We start from the raw sequence: 19,605 nt of genomic DNA on the forward strand, positions 1-19,605 counted from the left end.
CCAGATAAAATAAAAACAACATAAAACAATTTTATAATGATATTGTTTTATGTTGTTTTTATCATAAAACTCTTCGGAATGTATTTTCCTCACTAACTTGTTGTTTTGAGCGTGAGGATTCGGGGAGACATTCACGCTCATGCTTTCCATGTAAACAATGGACAATAAGAGGGGAACATCGCAACAAATTTGCATGATCGTGCATTTTGCTTGCCTAAAGAGTGAACGGGCGTTCATAATTCATAAGGGGAGCAAATAGATATAAGGAGCAAGGTTGGGAGAATTTTCAGGAAAAGGAGAGAATGTCATGACTGTTATTCGAGGTTTAGAAGGGGTAGTAGCAACAACATCATCTGTGAGCTCTATTATTGATGATACATTAACTTATGTTGGGTATAATATTGATGATTTAGCTGAGAATGCTACGTTTGAAGAAGTAGTGTACTTATTATGGCACCGCAAGCTTCCTAATGAAAAAGAACTAGCGGAATTTAATGAAATTGTATCTGAATACTATAAAGTTCCAGGTGAGATTTTAACATATTTGAAACAAGTAGATTTAAAAATTGCACATCCGATGTCTGTTTTACGAACTGCAATTTCCATGCTATCATTATACGATGAGAGCGCTGAAATTATGGATGAAAAGTCCAATTATTTGAAAGCGGTTAAATTACAGGCGCAAGTCGGAACTTTAGTTGCTGCTTACGCGAGAATCCGTAAAGGTTTAGATATTGTTGAGCCAAGAAAGGATTTATCATTAGCTGCAAACTTCTTGTACATGTTAAATGATCGCGAGCCAAATGAAGTTGAAATTGAAGCTTTTGATAAGGCGCTTGTACTTCATGCAGATCATGAGTTAAACGCTTCTACATTTACTGCACGTGTTTGCGTAGCTACACTTTCAGATGTATATTCTGGTATTACAGCAGCAATCGGTGCATTAAAAGGTCCTCTTCACGGTGGGGCAAATGAAAATGTAATGAAGATGTTAACTGAGATTGGTGAAGAAGAAAATGTAGAGTCATATATTCATAATGCTCTTCAAAATAAAGTGAAAATCATGGGCTTTGGCCACCGTGTGTATGAGCAGGGTGATCCACGTGCAAAACACTTACGTGAAATGTCTAAGAGATTATGCGTGCTTTTAGGAGAAGAGAAATGGTATAATATGTCTATCAAAATTGAAGACATTGTAACAAAAGAAAAAGGTCTTCCACCAAATGTTGATTTCTATTCAGCTTCTGTATACCATTGTTTAGGAATTGACCATGACTTATTTACACCTATTTTTGCAATTAGCCGTATGTCAGGCTGGTTAGCTCATATTCTAGAACAATATGAAAACAACCGTTTAATTCGTCCGCGTGCTGATTATAATGGACCAACGCATCAAGTGTATGTTCCAATTGCACAACGATAAGCGAATAACACTATTTTGATAGTGAAAATACGCTTTCAAAAGTCTGATTTTTTCGGAAAGATGTAATGATTAGAATATTTTAATTTGACTAACGGTTTGAACTGAGGGGTTATTCCCTCAGTTTCATACATATGAAATTTCAAACATGGGGGTTATCACATTGACGACAGGTGAAAAAATTACTGTAACTAATGGTGTTATGAATGTACCAAACAATCCGATTATTCCATTTATCGAGGGAGATGGAATTGGTCCTGATATTTGGGCGGCTGCATCTCGCGTACTAGAAGCAGCAGTTGAAAAAGCTTATGATGGTGAGAAGAAAATCGTTTGGAAAGAAGTGCTTGCAGGGGAAAAAGCATTCAACCAAACAGGCGAGTGGTTACCAGAAGAAACTTTAAACTTAATTCGTGAATATTTAATCGCGATTAAAGGTCCACTTACAACTCCAGTTGGCGGTGGTATTCGTTCTCTAAACGTAGCACTTCGTCAAGAATTAGATTTATATGTATGTCTACGTCCAGTTCGTTATTTTGAAGGTGTTCCTTCACCTGTAAAACGTCCGGAAGATACTGATATGGTTATTTTCCGTGAAAATACAGAAGACATTTATGCTGGAATTGAATATGCACAAGGATCTCCAGAAGCAGAAAAAGTTCTTGCTTTCTTAAAAGAAGCAATGGGTGTTAATAAAATCCGCTTCCCAGAAACATCTGGTATTGGTATTAAGCCGATTTCAGAAGAAGGGACAAAGCGTCTTGTTCGTGCTGCAATTCAATATGCAATTAACGAAAAACGCTCTTCTGTTACATTAGTTCATAAAGGAAACATTATGAAATTTACAGAAGGTGCTTTCAAAAACTGGGGTTACGAAGTAGCGGAACAAGAATTCGGCGACAAAGTATTTACTTGGGCTGAATACGATCGTATCGTTGAAAAAGATGGTAAAGATGCAGCGAATAAAGCGATGGCAGACGCTGAAGTGGCTGGAAAAATCATCGTAAAAGATTCTATTGCAGACATCTTCTTACAACAAATTTTAACTCGTCCACGTGAGTTCGATGTTGTTGCAACAATGAACTTAAATGGTGACTATATCTCTGATGCACTTGCTGCACAAGTAGGTGGAATTGGTATTGCACCTGGTGCAAACATTAACTATGTGACTGGACATGCTATCTTTGAAGCTACACACGGTACAGCTCCAAAATATGCAGGTTTAGATAAAGTAAACCCATCTTCTGTTCTTCTTTCAGGTGTATTATTATTAGAACACTTAGGATGGAACGAAGCTGCGAAATTAGTAACTGCTTCTGTTGAGAAAACAATTGCTTCAAAAGTAGTAACTTATGATTTCGCACGCTTAATGGAAGGTGCAACAGAAGTGAAATGTTCTGAGTTCGCTAATGAACTTATTAAAAACATGGATGTAGCGATAATCAAAAACGCATAATTAAAGCGGGGGGTAAATTATGACAATCAAACGCAAGAAGGTTTCAGTCATCGGTGCAGGATTTACAGGAGCAACAACGGCATTCTTATTAGCACAAAAAGAACTGGCAGATGTTGTATTAGTGGACATTCCACAACTGGAAAATCCAACAAAAGGGAAAGCGTTAGATATGTTAGAAGCGAGCCCAGTACAAGGTTTTGATGCTAACATTATTGGAACATCTGATTACGCAGATACTGCTGATTCTGACGTTGTCGTTATTACAGCAGGTATTGCACGTAAGCCTGGTATGAGCCGTGATGACTTAGTAGCAACAAACTCTAAAATTATGAAAAGTATTACGCGCGACATTGCAAAACATTCACCAAATGCAATTATTGTTGTGTTAACAAATCCAGTTGATGCAATGACATATTCTGTATTTAAAGAAGCAGGATTCCCGAAAGAGCGTGTTATCGGTCAATCGGGTGTATTAGATACAGCTCGTTTCCGTACATTCATCGCACAAGAATTAAATCTTTCTGTAAAAGATATTACAGGATTTGTTCTTGGTGGACACGGTGACGACATGGTACCTCTTGTGCGTTATTCATATGCAGGCGGTATTCCGTTAGAAACGTTAATTCCGAAAGAGCGTTTAGAAGCAATCGTAGAACGTACACGTAAAGGTGGCGGTGAGATTGTAGGCTTATTAGGAAACGGTAGTGCATATTACGCACCAGCAGCTTCTTTAGTTGAAATGACAGAAGCAATCTTAAAAGATCAACGCCGTGTATTACCGGCTATTGCGTACCTTGAAGGTGAGTATGGTTATAGTGACCTTTACTTAGGGGTACCAGTAATTCTAGGTGGTAACGGAATTGAAAAAATTATTGAATTAGAACTTCTTGCAGATGAAAAAGAAGCGTTAGATCGCTCTGTAGAATCTGTACGTAACGTAATGAAAGTTCTTGTTTAATAATTGAATAGTAGTGAAAAAGATTCGGGATTCCGAATCTTTTTCTACTATTTACCGAATTGTTTTTTTGAAATAATATGAAAACGCTATCATTTGTAATATCCTATAATGAAACTGTAGATTTATACTATACATTGCCCTCATCATAGTAAATTTCGGATAAGGTATCGCTTTTAGTAGGATAATAAGGTGAAAAAATCGGAGGGGGTTGTAACATGTTAAAGAAAAAAGTTCAAATTGGTCGTAAAATGGATGAAATTACAGTAGGAGAGAAATTATCTATCACTGAAAAAATTGAGGATAAAGATTTGTTATTGTACTTAGGGTTAACGAATGATGCCAATCCATTATATATTCAGCATGATTACGCATCCCAAACTCCGTATGAAAAGCCGATTGTACCAAGCATTATGCTAACGGGAATGATTACAACGGCGGTTACGAAATATTTACCGGGTCCAGGAAGTCATATTACGAGAAAGGACCTTACATTCGTGAAACATGTTCACCATTATGAAACGTTACAAATCCACTTTGAAGTTGTGGCTGTTTCTGAGGAGGAACATACAATTGATATGCTTGTATCTGCTCATGATGAAAAAGGAGAAACTGTTGTAAAGGGTTCATTAACAGTAACGCCACCTTATAAATCTGTTTCCATTATGGAAAAAGCATTAGATAACTTTTAAAAGATGAAAATAAAAATAGCGCTAGCATACCTTTAATAAGGATGCTAGCGCTATTTTTAGTTGAAAAACCCTGCTTTGAACCCTTCAGCAAATTCTGAGCACCCCGTTTTAATCGTATCCCAGCTAGGAGCGTTAAAAGCAAGGATACATGTGATTGCTAAAGATAGAATGGATAGTATTAGTCGCATAATAGACCTCCAAATATTATTAATTTATATATTAAGATTAATAATATTATCATCGGTAATTGAAGTCAATTAAAGGAGTGATTTTTTAGGTGAGGTGGAAAAGAGAAGACGCGATCTTTGAAACGGTAAGAGAAGCTCAAGTGTGGGCAGACGGGTTTGTGAATGAAATGTACGGGAGAGTATTTGATGGATATGAAACACCAGATTATAAAATAGCGTATGCTTTATCTTTTCTCTTAGCACAAAATCGAGAACTCAATATTCATACGGAAGTAGAATTTAATAACGATATGGAAGTATATAAAGTATGGATAACAAAACATAATTGAGGCGAACGTAATTGTTTTTAGGAATAACAATAGCACAATCCGAATCCATGAATAGACAATTATATTGAGAGGGACCTTGTTTTCTAGTATGATGAGAATAACGGGGAAAATACTAGGATGAAGAAGGTTTCAAGTCTATAACTTGGAGGAAAAGAATGAACAATCGTATTTTAGTAGTTGATGATGAGGAATTTATCTTAACTTTAATCGAATTTAATTTACAACAAGCTGGGTTTGAAGTTATAACAGCGATGGATGGAGAAATGGCGCTTCAAAAAGCGACAACAGAACGCCCAGATTTAATTATATTAGATTTAATGCTTCCGAAAATGGATGGTATGGAAGTGTGTAAAGAATTACGATTGCAGCGCGTTATGACGCCGATTTTAATGTTAACGGCAAAAGATGATGAGTTTGATAAGGTGCTAGGCCTTGAACTTGGGGCAGATGATTATATGACAAAGCCATTTAGTCCAAGAGAAGTAGTTGCTCGTGTGAAGGCGATTTTGCGCCGTACGAAATTACAACAAGAAGAACAAGTTGCAGAAGCGCCAGATGAAGATAGCATCACAATTGCAGAACTTAAAATTTTACCGGAGTTTTATGAGGCTTATTTCCAAGGAAGAAAGCTTGAATTAACACCAAAAGAATTTGAACTACTTGTGTATCTTGCGAAAAATAAAAGTCGCGTGTTGACACGTGATCAATTATTAAGTGCTGTATGGAATTATGATTTTGCTGGTGATACACGAATTGTTGATGTTCATATTAGCCATTTGCGCGATAAAATTGAACAAAATACGAAAAAACCGACGTACATTAAAACGATACGTGGTTTAGGATATAAATTAGAGGAGCCAAAAGGGAATGAATAAATTTCGTTCCAGGCTTCTTTTTACATTTGTTTCTCTTATTGTATTTATTTTAGTTGGACTAGGTTTATTACTAGAAACTGTGTTTGAAAACTACTATATAGATCATGCTAAAGAGAGAATGGTAAAAGAGACGGAGTATGTTGCGACGTTAGCAGAAGAGCAAGGTTTTGATAATGTCTTAAAAAATCCATACGTATTTGAAAAGTTAGAAGAAAAAATACCAGCTTCTATCGTATTTTTGGATGAAAAAAAGAAAGTTCAATATAGAAAAGGACAAGAATTGGCATTTAGTCCAGAGACGATTAAAGAACTTTCTTCGGAAGTGGCAAAACAACGAAGTAAAGTAATTACGAAAGAAACGGATCGAAAGAATGAATTTTATCATGCGGTGTTCGTTCAAGATGTAGAAGGAAAACAAGGATACATTTTGGTGAAAAGTATAATTGATCCTTTAAGAGACGTACATCAAAAAACGTGGGGATTATTAATTATCGGATTTGTCATTGCTTGTCTCGTAGTTGTATTTTTAGGTATGAAAATTACAGGGCAATATATTAGGCCGATTGAATCGGTTACGAAAGTTGCAATTGAATTGGCAAAGGGTAATTATAAAGCACGTGCATACGAAAGTCATTCGGATGAAACAGGAATGCTGAGTAAAGCGATTAATATTTTAGCTCGAAATTTACAAGAGATGACACTTGAACAAGAAATGCAGCAAGATCGTCTGCATACGTTAATTGAAAATATGGGAAGCGGAATGATTTTAATTGATAGCCGAGGATATATAAACCTTGTAAACCGCTCTTATAAGGAAACTTTCCACGTAACAGATGAAGAATATTTAGATCGCTTATATTATGAATCGTTTCATCATACAGAAATTATTGAGCTTGTAGAAGAAATCTTTATGACAGAAGTGAAAGTGCGTAAACAAATGTTATTGCCACTTGGAATTGAACGGAAGCATTTCGAAGTATATGGAGCGCCGATTATCGGGACAAACCATGAATGGAAAGGGATTGTTCTCGTATTCCATGACATAACAGAGTTAAAGAAATTAGAACAAATGAGAAAAGACTTTTTAGCGAATGTTTCTCATGAATTAAAGACACCGATTACTTCTATTAAAGGTTTTTCAGAAACACTCTTAGACGGAGCGATGGATAATAAAAAATTCTGCGAACATTTCTTGCACATTATTTTAAAAGAAAGTGAGCGCATGCAAGGATTAATTGAAGATTTATTAGATTTGTCGAAGATCGAACAACAAGGATTTAAATTAAATATGGGAACCGTTGACATGAAGGGGCTGCTTGAAGATATTCATATGGTGCTTGATAATAAAGCAGGAGAAAAAGAAATCTCTTTACAAGTGAATGTATTAAAACGTGCCTCTGTTATTGGAGATCCAAGTCGTTTGAAACAAATCTTTATTAATTTAATTAATAACGCAATCGTATATACACCGGCTGGAGGCGTTGTTTCAGTAGAGTTAGCGGAAGATAAATATAATGCTTATATAAAAGTATCGGATACTGGAATTGGTATTAGTAAAGAGGAAATTCCGCGTATTTTTGAACGTTTCTACCGGGTGGATAAAGCAAGAAGTAGAAATACTGGTGGTACCGGCCTTGGATTGTCGATCGTAAAGCATTTAGTTGAGGCGCATCAAGGTACGATTACAGTAGATAGTGAAGTTGGAGAAGGGACAACGTTTACAGTTGTTTTACCGAAATCAGCAACTGAAAAATAGGATGAAGGATGTTTACAATATATTAACAATGGCTTAATTAAATATTAATAAAGCTCTGTTAATATAATACATGAAAACCCCTTCATCCAAGGAGTAATTTTGGACGAGAATAGTTAAGCTGTTCTCGTCACTTCCCTTTATGCCAATATAAGTCTGTTTTATATATGAAAGAAAATAGCCGTTATTTTTCTTCTCTCTATTAGTCATGTTAATATAGAGAGAGGAAAGGAACGGTTTTTTTCTGTGAAAAAAATCATTTCAAATTTGTATGGGGAGGTTTCAATTTTGGAAAAAAAGGTCGTATTAGTAGATGGTAATAATATCGCGTATCGTGCTTTCTTTGCACTACCGCTTTTAAATAACGACAAAGGTATACATACGAACGCAATTTACGGTTTTACAATGATGTTAATGAGAATATTAGAGGAAGAAAAGCCAACTCATATGTTAGTGGCGTTTGATGCAGGCAAAACAACGTTCCGTCATAAAACGTATAGTGAGTATAAAGGAGGGCGTCAAAAGACTCCACCTGAATTATCAGAGCAATTCCCATTTATTCGTGAGATGCTGGATGCGTTCAATGTACCGCGTTATGAATTAGAAAATTATGAAGCGGACGACATCATGGGAACGTTAGCGAAAGAAGCGAGTGAGCAAGGGGCAAGTGTAAAAGTTATTTCAGGAGATAAAGATTTACTTCAACTTGTTTCTGATAACACGCTTGTATGTATTCCGCGAAAAGGGATTACAGAAGTGGATGAATATACGAAAGAAGCTTTATTTGAAAAATACAGCTTATCACCAAAGCAAATTATCGATATGAAAGGTTTAATGGGAGACCAGTCAGATAATATACCAGGTGTACCAGGAGTTGGTGAAAAAACGGCAATTAAATTGTTAACACAGTTTGGAACGGTTGAAGCGGTGTATGAAAATATAGATCAAGTAAGTGGGAAGAAATTAAAAGAAAAACTGGAAGAAAATAAAGAACAAGCTCTTATGAGTAAGGATCTTGCAACTATTATTACAGATGCGCCGATTACAGTTCATGTGGATGATATGGCGTATAAAGGATATGAAGCAAGTGATGTCATTCCAATGTTCGAGAGTTTAGGATTTACATCCCTTTTAAATAAATTAGGCGTTACGCCAGAAGAAACTGCTCCAGCTGAATTAGATGATATTACATTTGATATTGTGGAAGAAGTTACAGAAGAAATGCTTCAGCAAGATAGTGCGCTTATCGTTGAAGTACAAGAAGATAACTATCATAAAGCAGACATTCAAGGTTTCGGTATTCAAAATGAAAATGGATGTTACTTTATTCAGACAGACATTGCTCTTAAGTCAGATGCTTTTAAAGAGTGGCTTGCAGATGGAGAAATGAGAAAGCATACATTTGATGCGAAGCGTGCAATCGTTGCACTGAAATGGAATGGGATAGATATGCAAGGGATTGACTTTGATCTATTAATCGCTGCTTATTTACTTGATCCAGCTGATACGGATAAAGACTTCCGTACTGTAGCGAAAATGAAAGAAACGCATGCTGTGAAATCTGATGAAGAAGTTTACGGAAAAGGTGCGAAGCGTGCTGTTCCAAAGTTAGAGGTAGTAGCGGAGCATGTGGCTCGTAAAGTGCATGTATTATATGATGTAAAGCAAACATTCGTTGAAGAGTTAAAGAAGAATGAGCAATATGAACTGTTTACAGAGTTAGAATTGCCGCTTGCACGTGTATTAGCTGATATGGAAGTAAAGGGTGTAAAAGTTGATACAGAGCGTCTTCGTAATATGGGAGAAGAACTTGCGGGTAGATTAAAGGAAATGGAACAGGAAATTTATAAGCTTGCGGGAACAGAATTTAATATTAATTCACCGAAGCAGCTTGGTGTTATTCTGTTTGAGAACTTAAACTTGCCGGTTATTAAAAAGACGAAAACAGGTTATTCTACGTCAGCTGATGTACTAGATAAGCTTATGAATCACCATGAAATTATTCCAAATATTTTACATTATCGTCAATTAGGGAAACTAAATTCAACTTACATTGAAGGTTTATTGAAAGTTGTACATGAAGATTCATCTAAAATTCATACTCGCTTTAATCAAGTGTTAACGCAAACAGGTCGATTAAGTTCAACGGATCCGAACTTGCAAAATATCCCGATTCGATTAGAAGAAGGAAGAAAGATTCGTCAGGCATTTGTTCCGTCAGAAGAAGGATGGATTATGTATGCGGCTGATTACTCACAAATCGAACTGCGTGTATTAGCTCATATTGCAAATGATAAAGGGCTAGTTGAAGCATTCCAACATGATATGGATATTCATACGAAAACAGCTATGGATGTATTTGGCGTTAAAAAAGATGAAGTAACTTCAAATATGAGACGACAAGCGAAAGCTGTTAATTTCGGAATTGTATATGGTATTAGTGATTATGGTCTTTCACAAAACTTAGGAATTACAAGAAAAGCAGCAGCGGAATTTATTGAAAAGTATTTAGAAAGTTTCCCTGGTGTACAAGAATACATGGAGGACATCGTAAAAGATGCGAAACAAAAAGGATATGTGGCTACATTATTAAATCGTCGCCGTTATATTCCAGAAATTACGAGTCGTAATTTCAATTTACGTAGCTTCGCTGAGCGTACAGCGATGAATACACCAATTCAAGGTACTGCCGCAGATATTATTAAAAAAGCGATGATTATTATGGCGGATCGTTTAGAAGAAGAAGGATTACAAGCACGTCTTCTTCTGCAAGTACACGATGAATTGATATTTGAAGCGCCAAAAGAAGAAATTGAAAAATTAGAGAAGCTTGTACCTGAAGTAATGGAGCATGCAATTGAACTTGCAGTTCCGCTGAAAGTTGATTATTCTTACGGTCCAACTTGGTACGACGCAAAATAAGGAAGTGATGAAATGCCTGAATTACCAGAGGTTGAAAACGTCAGACGGACACTTGAAAATCTTGTAACAGGAAAAACGATTGAAGATGTTATTGTTACTTATCCAAAAATAGTGAAACGACCGGATGATGCAGAAATCTTTAAAGGAATGCTAAAAGGCGAGAAGATTGAAAAAATAAAGCGAAGAGGAAAGTTTTTGCTTTTATATGTAACGAATTATGTTATTGTTTCACATTTGCGTATGGAAGGTAAGTTTTTACTACATCAAGAGGATGAGCCGATTGATAAACATACGCACGTCCGTTTCTTATTTACAGATGGAACGGAATTACATTATAAAGATGTGAGAAAGTTTGGTACGATGCATCTCTTTAAGAAAGGTGAAGAAATGAACCAAATGCCTCTTGCGGACTTAGGTCCGGAGCCATTTGATGCTGAAATGACACCGCAGTATTTACAAGAAAGATTACAAAAGACAAATCGTAAAATAAAAGTTGTGCTACTGGATCAGCGTCTTTTAGTAGGGCTTGGAAATATATATGTAGATGAAGTTTTATTCCGTTCTCAAATTCATCCGGAACGAGAAGCTTCGTCTTTAACAGTAGAAGAAATTGAGCGAATTTATGAGGCTACCGTTACAACGCTAGGCGAAGCAGTAAAGCGTGGCGGAAGTACAATTCGGACGTATATCAACTCACAAGGGCAAATTGGTTCTTTCCAAGAACTCCTAAATGTATATGGGAAAAAAGGAGAGCCGTGCGTAACTTGTGGCACGATATTAGAAAAAACAGTTGTTGGCGGGCGAGGAACGCATTACTGCCCAATTTGTCAGCCTAGAATATAGAAAAGAGATAACATCGGATAGGCATTTGTCATATACATACAGCAGAGCTATGTATAAGGGAGGAGCTTACCGATGTACCTTTATTTATCTCTTATTTTATTAGCTTTTACATTAAGCTTGGATAGCTGTAGTGTAGGGCTAACATATGGTTTAAGAAGCGTAAGAATTCCACTAAGATCAATTATAATTATCGGAATGTGTTCAGCGGCTGTTATGCTTGTTTCAATGGGAATTGGACATATGATCGCGAAAGTATTTTCACCTGTTATCGCAACGCGTATCGGTGGGCTTGTTCTTATTGGAATAGGGATTTGGGTATTATATCAATTTTTTCGAAGTGAGAAAAAAGAAGAACCGAAGCAAGAGGAGAAGGTCTGGAAATTAGAGATTGCCTCGCTAGGGCTAGTGATTCAAATTTTACGGAAACCGACTGTAGCAGATTTTGATAAATCAGGCACCATTTCTGCAGGAGAAGCATTGCTTCTTGGTATCGCTCTTTCTGTAGACTCATTTGGTGCCGGAATTGGTGCATCTTTATTAGGGTATGCACCCGCTATGATGGCGATATTAGTTGCAATTATGAGTTCTTTGTTTTTATTTATTGGAATGAAACTTGGAACGGTTTTATCGAATATGAAGTGGTTACAAAAATTTACATTCCTGCCTGGAGTATTACTCATTATTATTGGAATTTGGAAAATGTAAGTATGGGCGTGGAACATTAGTTTCGCGCCTTTTATTATGAGGAGGATTATGATGACAGTAGTAATTGGATTAACAGGAGGCATTGCAAGTGGAAAAAGTACAGTGTCTCAAATGTTTCGTGAACTGAGCATACCAGTTATTGATGCAGATATTATTGCACGAGAAGTTGTAGAGCGAGGAAAACCAGCATATAACAAAATAGTAGAAGTATTTGGAACGGAAGTGTTACAAGAAGATGGAGAACTAGATCGTCCAAAACTAGGAAGTGTCGTTTTCTATAATGAAGAAAAACGATTGCAGTTAAATAAAATTGTTCATCCTGCAGTGCGTGAGGAAATGAATAGGCAAAAGGAAATGTACATAAAAGAAGGTATGCAAGCGGTTGTGTTAGATATTCCTCTCTTATTTGAAAGCAAATTAACAAGTCTCGTTGACCGCATTTTAGTTGTAGCGGTTAAGCCGCATACGCAATTAGAACGTTTAATGAAACGAAATAACTTTTCAGAAGAAGAAGCAACAGCTCGTATTCAATCTCAAATGCCGTTAGAAGAAAAAGTGAAAAATGCAGATGAAGTGATAAATAATGATGGCACAATTATGGGAACGAAAACACAATTGCAGGTAATTTTAAAGAAGTGGAACATTATTGACTAAAAAATTGTGAAATTAATGAAAATGCTTAGTGACATATCCCCTTTTTGTGTTATACTATTATTGGGATTGGAGATAAATAGTATAACGCATTCAAGGGGGATAACATATTATGACTCGTGTGGCAATTAATGGATTTGGACGTATTGGGAGAATGGTATTTCGTCAAGCAATAAAAGAAAGCGCATTCGAAATTGTAGCAATCAATGCAAGCTATCCATCTGAAACGTTAGCACACTTAATTAAATATGATACAGTTCATGGCAAGTTTGACGGAACAGTAGAAGCATTTGAAGATCACTTATTAGTTGATGGAAAAATGATTCGCCTTTTAAACAACCGCGATCCAAAGGAATTGCCTTGGACAGATTTAGGTGTTGAAGTTGTAATTGAAGCAACTGGTAAATTTAATTCAAAAGAAAAAGCAATTCTTCACGTTGAAGCTGGAGCGAAAAAAGTAATTTTAACAGCGCCTGGTAAAAATGAAGATGTAACAATTGTAGTTGGTGTGAACGAAGACCAATTAGATATTACAAAACATACTGTTATTTCAAATGCATCTTGTACAACAAACTGTTTAGCGCCTGTTGTGAAGGTGTTAGATGAGCAGTTTGGAATTGAAAACGGTTTAATGACGACAGTTCACGCTTATACAAATGACCAAAAAAATATTGATAACCCACATAAAGATTTAAGAAGAGCACGTGCTTGCGGACAATCAATCATTCCGACAACGACAGGTGCTGCGAAAGCGCTAGCAAAAGTTCTTCCACATTTAAACGGAAAACTTCATGGTATGGCACTTCGTGTACCAACACCAAACGTGTCTCTTGTTGATTTAGTAGTAGATGTAAAACGCGATGTGACAGTTGAAGCCATTAACGATGCATTCAAAACTGTTGCAAACGGTGCGTTAAAAGGTATTGTAGAATTCAGCGAAGAGCCTTTAGTATCTATCGACTTTAATACAAATACACACTCAGCTATTATTGATGGTTTATCTACAATGGTAATGGGTGATCGTAAAGTGAAAGTACTTGCTTGGTATGATAACGAGTGGGGCTACTCTCGTCGTGTTGTAGATCTTGTAACGTTAGTTGTTGAAGAGTTAGCGAAACAAGAAAATGTGCAACACATTTAAGTGAATAAGGGAGGAGAGGGCAAGGCAACATTTGCCCTCTTTTTTTAATTTTTTCTGAAAAGGAAAAAAATTATATAAGTATATTTAAAAAAGTGGACATACCACGAAGCGTTGTGATTACTGCATTTGTGAATCGTTTATTTTTTTTAGGGAAAAGTAAAGAGGAAAATATGACAGAAAATCGAAAAAACTGTTGTTGCAAAATGAAAATAAACAAAGTATACTAACACTCGTAAACTTAAGAGCTGAGGTACGTAGTCACTACTTAAAGGGTTAGGACCTCTCTGGACTAACTTTCCCCCGTGGTAGTGGAGCAAGCCAAATTGCAAATTAGTTTTCAATTCGAACAGTTAGAATAAATTTACAAGGGGGAACTGTAGAATGGATACTATGGATACGATGGGTCGTCACGTGATTGCTGAACTTTGGGATTGCGATTTCGACAAACTGAATGACATGCCGTATATTGAACAATTATTTGTGGATGCAGCACTAAAAGCTGGTGCTGAAGTGCGTGAGGTTGCTTTCCATAAATTTGCACCACAAGGTGTAAGTGGAGTAGTAATTATCTCGGAATCACATTTAACAATTCATAGCTTTCCGGAGCACGGTTACGCAAGTATTGATGTTTATACTTGTGGGGATCGTATTGATCCAAATGTTGCTGCAGAATATATTGCAGAAGGTTTAAACGCGAAAACGCGTGAGAGCATCGAGCTTCCTCGAGGAACTGGTAGCTTCGAAATTAAGCAGAGAGAAACAAAAGCTCTTTAAAAAAGAACATAATTGATTTAAAATGTAAAGAGGTGTATAATGCACCTCTTTTTTAGTTTATAAAAAAGGAAAAATATAACGTACTCGTTAGTTGAATAAATTGGATTCTTGCAAATGAGGTAGTGCTCTATATACCATCTTATTTTTAAGGATGAGATGATAAAGTGATGCGCTGAAACTTAAAGTGGTAAGAGAGTTAGAATGAGTTATATAATATTGTATATATATTTTAGGTGAAGTGAGTAGAGAAAAATAAAGAGTATAGTGTAAAGGAGTGAATGTATTGCGTTGTCCATCCTGTTCTCATAATGGTACAAGAGTGTTAGATTCGCGTCCGGTAGACGAGGGGCGCTCTATTCGAAGAAGGAGAGAGTGTGAAAGCTGCTTAAGTCGCTTTACGACCTTTGAAAGGGTAGAAGAGTCACCTCTTATCGTTGTAAAAAAAGAAGGCACACGAGAAGAGTTTAATAAAGAAAAGATTTTACGTGGTTTAATTAAAGCGTGTGAAAAAAGACCAGTATCTTTAAGACAATTAGAAGAAGTAACACAAAGCGTGGAACGTGAACTGCGTAATTTAGGTATATCAGAAGTGAAAAGTGATATGATTGGTGAAATTGTCATGGAAGAACTTCGCGATATTGATGATGTTGCTTACGTACGTTTTGCTTCTGTATATCGTCAATTTAAAGATTTAAATGTATTTATTGAAGAATTAAAAGATATACTGCAAAAAGAAAGAGAGTAGAAGTTGTATTTTATTCTCTTTACATACCGTAAGTAATAGGATAAGAGAGCTAGAAGCGCAAGCTAATAGCTCTTTTTCACTAAGAATTTATATAATGAAGATAGAACGAATGAAGTAGAGGATAGATTGGATGAGAGAAAGGAAAAGCAAGAATGGAAAAACAGTCATGGATGGAGCTATTGCCGATTGATCGTTATAAAGTAAGTGCGAAAGGGCTACTGCACAATTACGACCGAAAAGTGTTAACGATGTTGTATCAGCCGTTAATAGGTAGTAGAGCTTTTAGCTTATACATGACACTATGGGGAGAGCTAGAGCAAGATCGTGTATTTGGAAAAGAGAATACGCATCATTCCCTTATGGTGACTATGCAAATGCAACTTCCTGAAATATATGAGGAACGAGTAAAGTTAGAGGCAATTGGGCTATTGAAGGTATATATTAAGAAAGAAAAAGATATTCGAATGTTCATATATGAGTTGCAACCACCTTTATCTCCGAAGCAGTTTTTTGATGATATTGTTTTAAGTATCTTTTTATACAATCGATTGAGCCGGACAAAATATAATCAAGTAAAGCAATATTTCTTAGAAGAAGAATTTGATTTTGCTTCTTATGAAAATGTTACGCGTTCTTTCAATGATGTGTTTGGTTCGTTTAATCCAGGACAGCTTGAGCATGCGCAAGAAGACCTTCGTATTCCAAAAACGACAACTATGCCAAGTAACGAGAAGGGAGACGCTCCGAAAGTTTGGAATGATTTCTTTGATTTCTCTTTATTTGTAGATGGATTGTCCGCTCTTGTTCCTAAAAAGGCGATTACAGATCAAGTGAGAGACTGCGTTATAACACTTGCTTACGTGTATGGTGTAGATGTGTTATCGATGCAAAATATCGTTCTTGGTGCAGTGACAGAGATGCAAACAATTGATACGGAAAGGCTTAGAAAAGGAGCGCGCGATTGGTATCAATTTGAAAATGGTCAAGCATTACCGGTATTAAGTGAAAGAGTACAGCCTCATGCTGCACGTACGATGAAAGAGAAAGAGCCTTCATCGCAAGAGGAGATGTTAATAAAGCAGCTAGAGGAAATCTCGCCAAAACAACTATTGAAAGAGATTTCTGGTGGTGCAGAGGCAACGAAAGCGGACTTGCAGATCGTTGAAGATGTCATGATTAATCAAAAATTGACACCAGGAGTTGTGAATGTACTTATTTATTACGTTATGCTACGCTCAGATATGAAACTTGCGAAAACGTATGTCGAGAAGATTGCTGGGCATTGGGCACGTAAAAAGGTCGGTACAGTAGCGGACGCGATGGCGTTAGCGAAAGAAGAGAACCGGCAATATCAAGAGTGGGCTGAGACGAAGAAAAAAGGCCGTACGGCGAAGAAAACGGTGCGGAAAGAAATGGTGCCAGATTGGCTTAAGGAAGAAGAGCCGAAAGAACAAGAGAAAGAAACAGAGAAGAAAGATACAAGTGTAGAAAAAGATGCAAGTACGCTAGAAGATGAAAGAAAACGACTAGAAGAAGTGTTAAAAAAATATAAGCGTGATTAATAGAAGAGAATGAACGCTCTTTGAGGTGAGAAAATGGAGCATATTCAAAATTCATTTGCAAAATTAATGGAAAATGAAAACTTTAAAAATAGATATGAAGTACTAAAGGCAGAAGTAATGGCGCATCCGCGTGTGAAAGAATTTATAGACGAACATAAGGGTGAAGTAACGACTTCTATGATTGAGCGCAGTCTTGTGAAGTTATATGAATATATTGGACAAAGTGTAGGTTGCGTGGATTGTCCGGATTTAGGTTCATGTAAAAATATGCTACAAGGTTATGAGCCAAAGCTTGTTATTCAAGGGAAGATGATTGATATTCAATACGATCGCTGCGTTAGAAAAGTAGCGCATGACGAGAGAAAGAAATATGAAAAACTCGTTCAAAGTGTATATATGCCAACGGATATTTTGCAGGCAACTATGGAAAACTTAGACCCTTCTGATTTAAATGCACGTATCGATGCAATTGGTGCAGCGAATGAATTTTTAAGTACATATGAACCAGGTAAAAAAGCACAAGGTTTATATTTGTACGGTAAATTTGGTGTAGGAAAAACGTACCTTTTAGGAGCAATAGCGAACGAGCTTGCTCGAAAGAAAATAAGTTCGATGCTCGTATACTTCCCGGAATTTTTACGTGAAATTAAAAGTTCAATTCAAGATAATTCGATTGGTGAAAAGATTGATGCGGTTAAACGCGTACAAGTTTTAATGTTAGACGATATCGGGGCAGAAGCGATGTCAAGCTTTGTGCGTGACGATGTGCTTGGTGCAATCTTGCAATTCCGTATGTTAGAAAACTTACCGACGTTCTTTACGTCTAATTTTGATTTTAAACAACTGGAACACCATTTAACGTATACGCAGCGTGGTGAGGCTGAAGAAATGAAAGCAGCACGTATTATGGAAAGAATTAAATATTTAGCGAAACCAATTCCAATTGGTGGGAAAAACCGTCGTCATAAGTAAAAGAGTAAGCTTCTCAGCTTGCTCTTTTTTTGTATTATAGTGATATTTTCTTTTCGAATATGAGATCGAAATATTCAGGTTGTCCAGAACTGCCAAACGTAGGGGCAACAATCTGTACGAACCTCCAGCCATCTCTAGCATGTTCTTGAATAATTTCTTGGTAGTCTTCAGCTGGTTTTGAGCGAGTGAACCCCCAATGTAATTCGACTTTTACGAATTTATATTCAAACATTCAGATACCCCCTTTTATTGATAAGTAAAGTATACAATAAAAATTCATAGTAGCTTGTATCATTTTTTTCTCCCTCCCTTAATATATATAAAATTAGCAAGCCATATTGAGTGGATTTTCTAACGATAGGAAATGTGATTCTACTAAGAGTGAAATTCACGCGGGACGGACTCTTATAGGATTTGTAACGTATAGATACAGTCCTTTAGAGCGGGGATAAAAGGGGGGACAAAAGTGATTGAAATTTGCTTCGAAGAAAAAAATGATGCTATGCACGTATATAGACAATTGCTGAAAAGAGCGGAAGTGTTATATAAGGAAACGAGTGTGTATTTACAGGAACAAAAAGTGGTGATTCACATACCAGTACGTGAATCGAATTATATTGAAAAAATCTTATTGCCAGTAATGGTGTATTTCATTGTGAATGTGAAACAAAATGAGTGGATTTATACGATTTTAAAAGAAAAGTTTTTTTATGAAGAACAAGAAGAGTGTCATCAAATATTGCACATGGCACATGAGATTTTAAAGGGAAGAAGAAAAGGTGTAGCTCAGGATTTAACGCGTAACGCATTTGAGTCATATATTAAGTCTTCTTTAAATAATTGGCTTTGTGATCCGCTCTCATTCTCGTTTTCATCATATATCCGTTTTCGTCTTCGTACATACAGGGAAATGGTGGCTAAACTTGCGGAAGTGGCAATTGATGAATATAAGATGGAGCAAGAATACCAAATGTTCATTGAGACGCTTCGGCAACAAGTAAGTAGCCGTAAATCACGTTTGTCTTGCGTGCATCTTATTTTTGATGAAAGCTTTATCTTTTATGATGATAAAGGTAGACGTTTAAAACAGGAGAAGTTGGTCCAATATATAGATGAGGAATTATTAAAGCAAAATGATGTATATATTGATACGAAAGTAATTGCGCCGCTTCTTTCTATTTCGCCTAAAAAGATTTATTTATATACGAAAGAACAAGACCATAATATGATTATTACTTTGCGAAATGTGTTCCAAGAACGGGTCCAATTACATGGATTACATGATTTTGAGCGCAATGTGAAAAATTTAAAAAATAAAGGTAACGCCCTTGATTTTCTAAGTTTTTGAGCATATAATTACCTACATAAATGAAATATATTGAAATGTCATGATGAGGACATGAGTAGTTTTCTACGATTTTCAGAGAGGGAAGCCTTAGGGTGTGAGCTTCCTAGTACGGGATTATTACTTACCACCTCTAAACTTTAGCAGTGAACGGTTTTTCTAGTAATTGCTAACGGACAACACCGTTATGTTGAACTTGAGCAATTAACAATTATGTTAATTGGAACAAGGGTGGAACCACGAATTCAACACTCGTCCCTTTTTACGGGATGAGTGT

19 protein-coding genes and 1 other annotated feature are annotated in these 19,605 nt (G+C 36.4%); of the genes, 17 read left to right on the forward strand and 2 right to left on the reverse strand.

Annotated elements, in window-relative coordinates:
• Positions 1 to 274 precede the first annotated feature (274 nt).
• The 4 genes from citZ (at position 275) to ES895_RS01065 (ending at position 4,523) form a co-directional block, all read left to right on the forward strand.
• Positions 275 to 1,423, forward strand: a complete 1,149-nt coding sequence (gene citZ / locus ES895_RS01050; RefSeq protein WP_000503652.1) for a citrate synthase — start codon at positions 275 to 277, stop codon at positions 1,421 to 1,423.
• 160 nt (positions 1,424 to 1,583) lie between these two features.
• Positions 1,584 to 2,876, forward strand: coding sequence for an NADP-dependent isocitrate dehydrogenase (icd, locus tag ES895_RS01055; RefSeq protein ID WP_000206898.1), 1,293 nt, complete (start codon positions 1,584 to 1,586; stop codon positions 2,874 to 2,876).
• A 19-nt stretch (positions 2,877 to 2,895) separates the two neighbouring features.
• Entirely contained in the window at positions 2,896 to 3,834 is a 939-nt protein-coding gene (gene mdh, locus ES895_RS01060) for a malate dehydrogenase (protein ID WP_000153232.1), read from the forward strand.
• A gap of 215 nt (positions 3,835 to 4,049) precedes the next feature.
• Positions 4,050 to 4,523 carry a MaoC family dehydratase gene (locus ES895_RS01065; RefSeq protein ID WP_000914181.1) on the forward strand — a complete coding sequence of 158 codons (474 nt, stop codon included), beginning with the start codon at positions 4,050 to 4,052 and terminating at the stop codon, positions 4,521 to 4,523.
• A 56-nt stretch (positions 4,524 to 4,579) separates the two neighbouring features.
• On the opposite strand, the gene ES895_RS29950 is transcribed toward ES895_RS01065, so the two are convergent.
• The gene (locus tag ES895_RS29950; protein ID WP_001237019.1) at positions 4,580 to 4,711 is read right to left on the reverse strand and encodes a hypothetical protein; all 132 of its coding nucleotides are present in this window, start codon (positions 4,709 to 4,711) and stop codon (positions 4,580 to 4,582) included.
• Positions 4,712 to 4,800: 89 nt separating this feature from the next.
• Between ES895_RS29950 and ES895_RS01070 the strand changes: the two genes are divergently transcribed.
• From ES895_RS01070 to dnaI, 12 genes are all read left to right on the forward strand, one after another.
• Positions 4,801 to 5,040, forward strand: coding sequence for a hypothetical protein (locus tag ES895_RS01070; protein ID WP_097998297.1), 240 nt, complete (start codon positions 4,801 to 4,803; stop codon positions 5,038 to 5,040).
• 155 nt (positions 5,041 to 5,195) lie between these two features.
• Positions 5,196 to 5,915, forward strand: coding sequence for a two-component system response regulator PhoP (gene phoP, locus ES895_RS01075; protein ID WP_001065220.1), 720 nt, complete (start codon positions 5,196 to 5,198; stop codon positions 5,913 to 5,915).
• The gene (phoR, locus tag ES895_RS01080; protein WP_001032106.1) at positions 5,908 to 7,671 is read left to right on the forward strand and encodes a sensory box histidine kinase PhoR; all 1,764 of its coding nucleotides are present in this window, start codon (positions 5,908 to 5,910) and stop codon (positions 7,669 to 7,671) included. Before phoP ends, phoR begins: the two co-directional genes overlap by 8 nt.
• Before the next feature lie 285 nt (positions 7,672 to 7,956).
• Positions 7,957 to 10,590, forward strand: a complete 2,634-nt coding sequence (polA, locus tag ES895_RS01085) for a DNA polymerase I (protein ID WP_000412804.1) — start codon at positions 7,957 to 7,959, stop codon at positions 10,588 to 10,590.
• A gap of 12 nt (positions 10,591 to 10,602) precedes the next feature.
• Positions 10,603 to 11,433, forward strand: coding sequence for a DNA-formamidopyrimidine glycosylase (gene mutM / locus ES895_RS01090; RefSeq protein ID WP_001114496.1), 831 nt, complete (start codon positions 10,603 to 10,605; stop codon positions 11,431 to 11,433).
• A 72-nt stretch (positions 11,434 to 11,505) separates the two neighbouring features.
• The gene (gene ytaF, locus ES895_RS01095; RefSeq protein WP_000281743.1) at positions 11,506 to 12,138 is read left to right on the forward strand and encodes a sporulation membrane protein YtaF; all 633 of its coding nucleotides are present in this window, start codon (positions 11,506 to 11,508) and stop codon (positions 12,136 to 12,138) included.
• A 51-nt stretch (positions 12,139 to 12,189) separates the two neighbouring features.
• Complete coding sequence (gene coaE / locus ES895_RS01100) at positions 12,190 to 12,792, forward strand: dephospho-CoA kinase (RefSeq protein ID WP_000219315.1); 603 nt, start codon at positions 12,190 to 12,192, stop codon at positions 12,790 to 12,792.
• A gap of 109 nt (positions 12,793 to 12,901) precedes the next feature.
• Complete coding sequence (locus ES895_RS01105) at positions 12,902 to 13,930, forward strand: glyceraldehyde-3-phosphate dehydrogenase (protein ID WP_000198974.1); 1,029 nt, start codon at positions 12,902 to 12,904, stop codon at positions 13,928 to 13,930.
• A gap of 390 nt (positions 13,931 to 14,320) precedes the next feature.
• The gene (gene speD, locus ES895_RS01110) at positions 14,321 to 14,704 is read left to right on the forward strand and encodes an adenosylmethionine decarboxylase (RefSeq protein WP_098413228.1); all 384 of its coding nucleotides are present in this window, start codon (positions 14,321 to 14,323) and stop codon (positions 14,702 to 14,704) included.
• A 283-nt stretch (positions 14,705 to 14,987) separates the two neighbouring features.
• The gene (nrdR, locus tag ES895_RS01115) at positions 14,988 to 15,449 is read left to right on the forward strand and encodes a transcriptional regulator NrdR (RefSeq protein WP_001203687.1); all 462 of its coding nucleotides are present in this window, start codon (positions 14,988 to 14,990) and stop codon (positions 15,447 to 15,449) included.
• Positions 15,450 to 15,601: 152 nt separating this feature from the next.
• The gene (locus ES895_RS01120) at positions 15,602 to 17,011 is read left to right on the forward strand and encodes a replication initiation and membrane attachment family protein (protein ID WP_000415029.1); all 1,410 of its coding nucleotides are present in this window, start codon (positions 15,602 to 15,604) and stop codon (positions 17,009 to 17,011) included.
• Positions 17,012 to 17,044: 33 nt separating this feature from the next.
• The gene (gene dnaI, locus ES895_RS01125) at positions 17,045 to 17,983 is read left to right on the forward strand and encodes a primosomal protein DnaI (RefSeq protein ID WP_000400104.1); all 939 of its coding nucleotides are present in this window, start codon (positions 17,045 to 17,047) and stop codon (positions 17,981 to 17,983) included.
• Positions 17,984 to 18,017: 34 nt separating this feature from the next.
• Here the strand turns inward: dnaI and ES895_RS01130 are convergent, their stop codons facing one another.
• Positions 18,018 to 18,215, reverse strand: coding sequence for a DUF4177 domain-containing protein (locus ES895_RS01130; protein ID WP_000464456.1), 198 nt, complete (start codon positions 18,213 to 18,215; stop codon positions 18,018 to 18,020).
• A gap of 234 nt (positions 18,216 to 18,449) precedes the next feature.
• On the opposite strand from ES895_RS01130, the gene ytxC reads away from it, so the two are divergent.
• On the forward strand, positions 18,450 to 19,331 hold the full coding sequence (gene ytxC, locus ES895_RS01135) for a putative sporulation protein YtxC (protein WP_000569629.1): 882 nt from the start codon (positions 18,450 to 18,452) through the stop codon (positions 19,329 to 19,331).
• A 31-nt stretch (positions 19,332 to 19,362) separates the two neighbouring features.
• Positions 19,363 to 19,591, forward strand: a binding site (T-box leader).
• Positions 19,592 to 19,605 lie beyond the last annotated feature (14 nt).

The organism is Bacillus sp. 007/AIA-02/001, assembly GCF_004634455.1.
Classification (GTDB): domain Bacteria; phylum Bacillota; class Bacilli; order Bacillales; family Bacillaceae_G; genus Bacillus_A; species Bacillus_A cereus.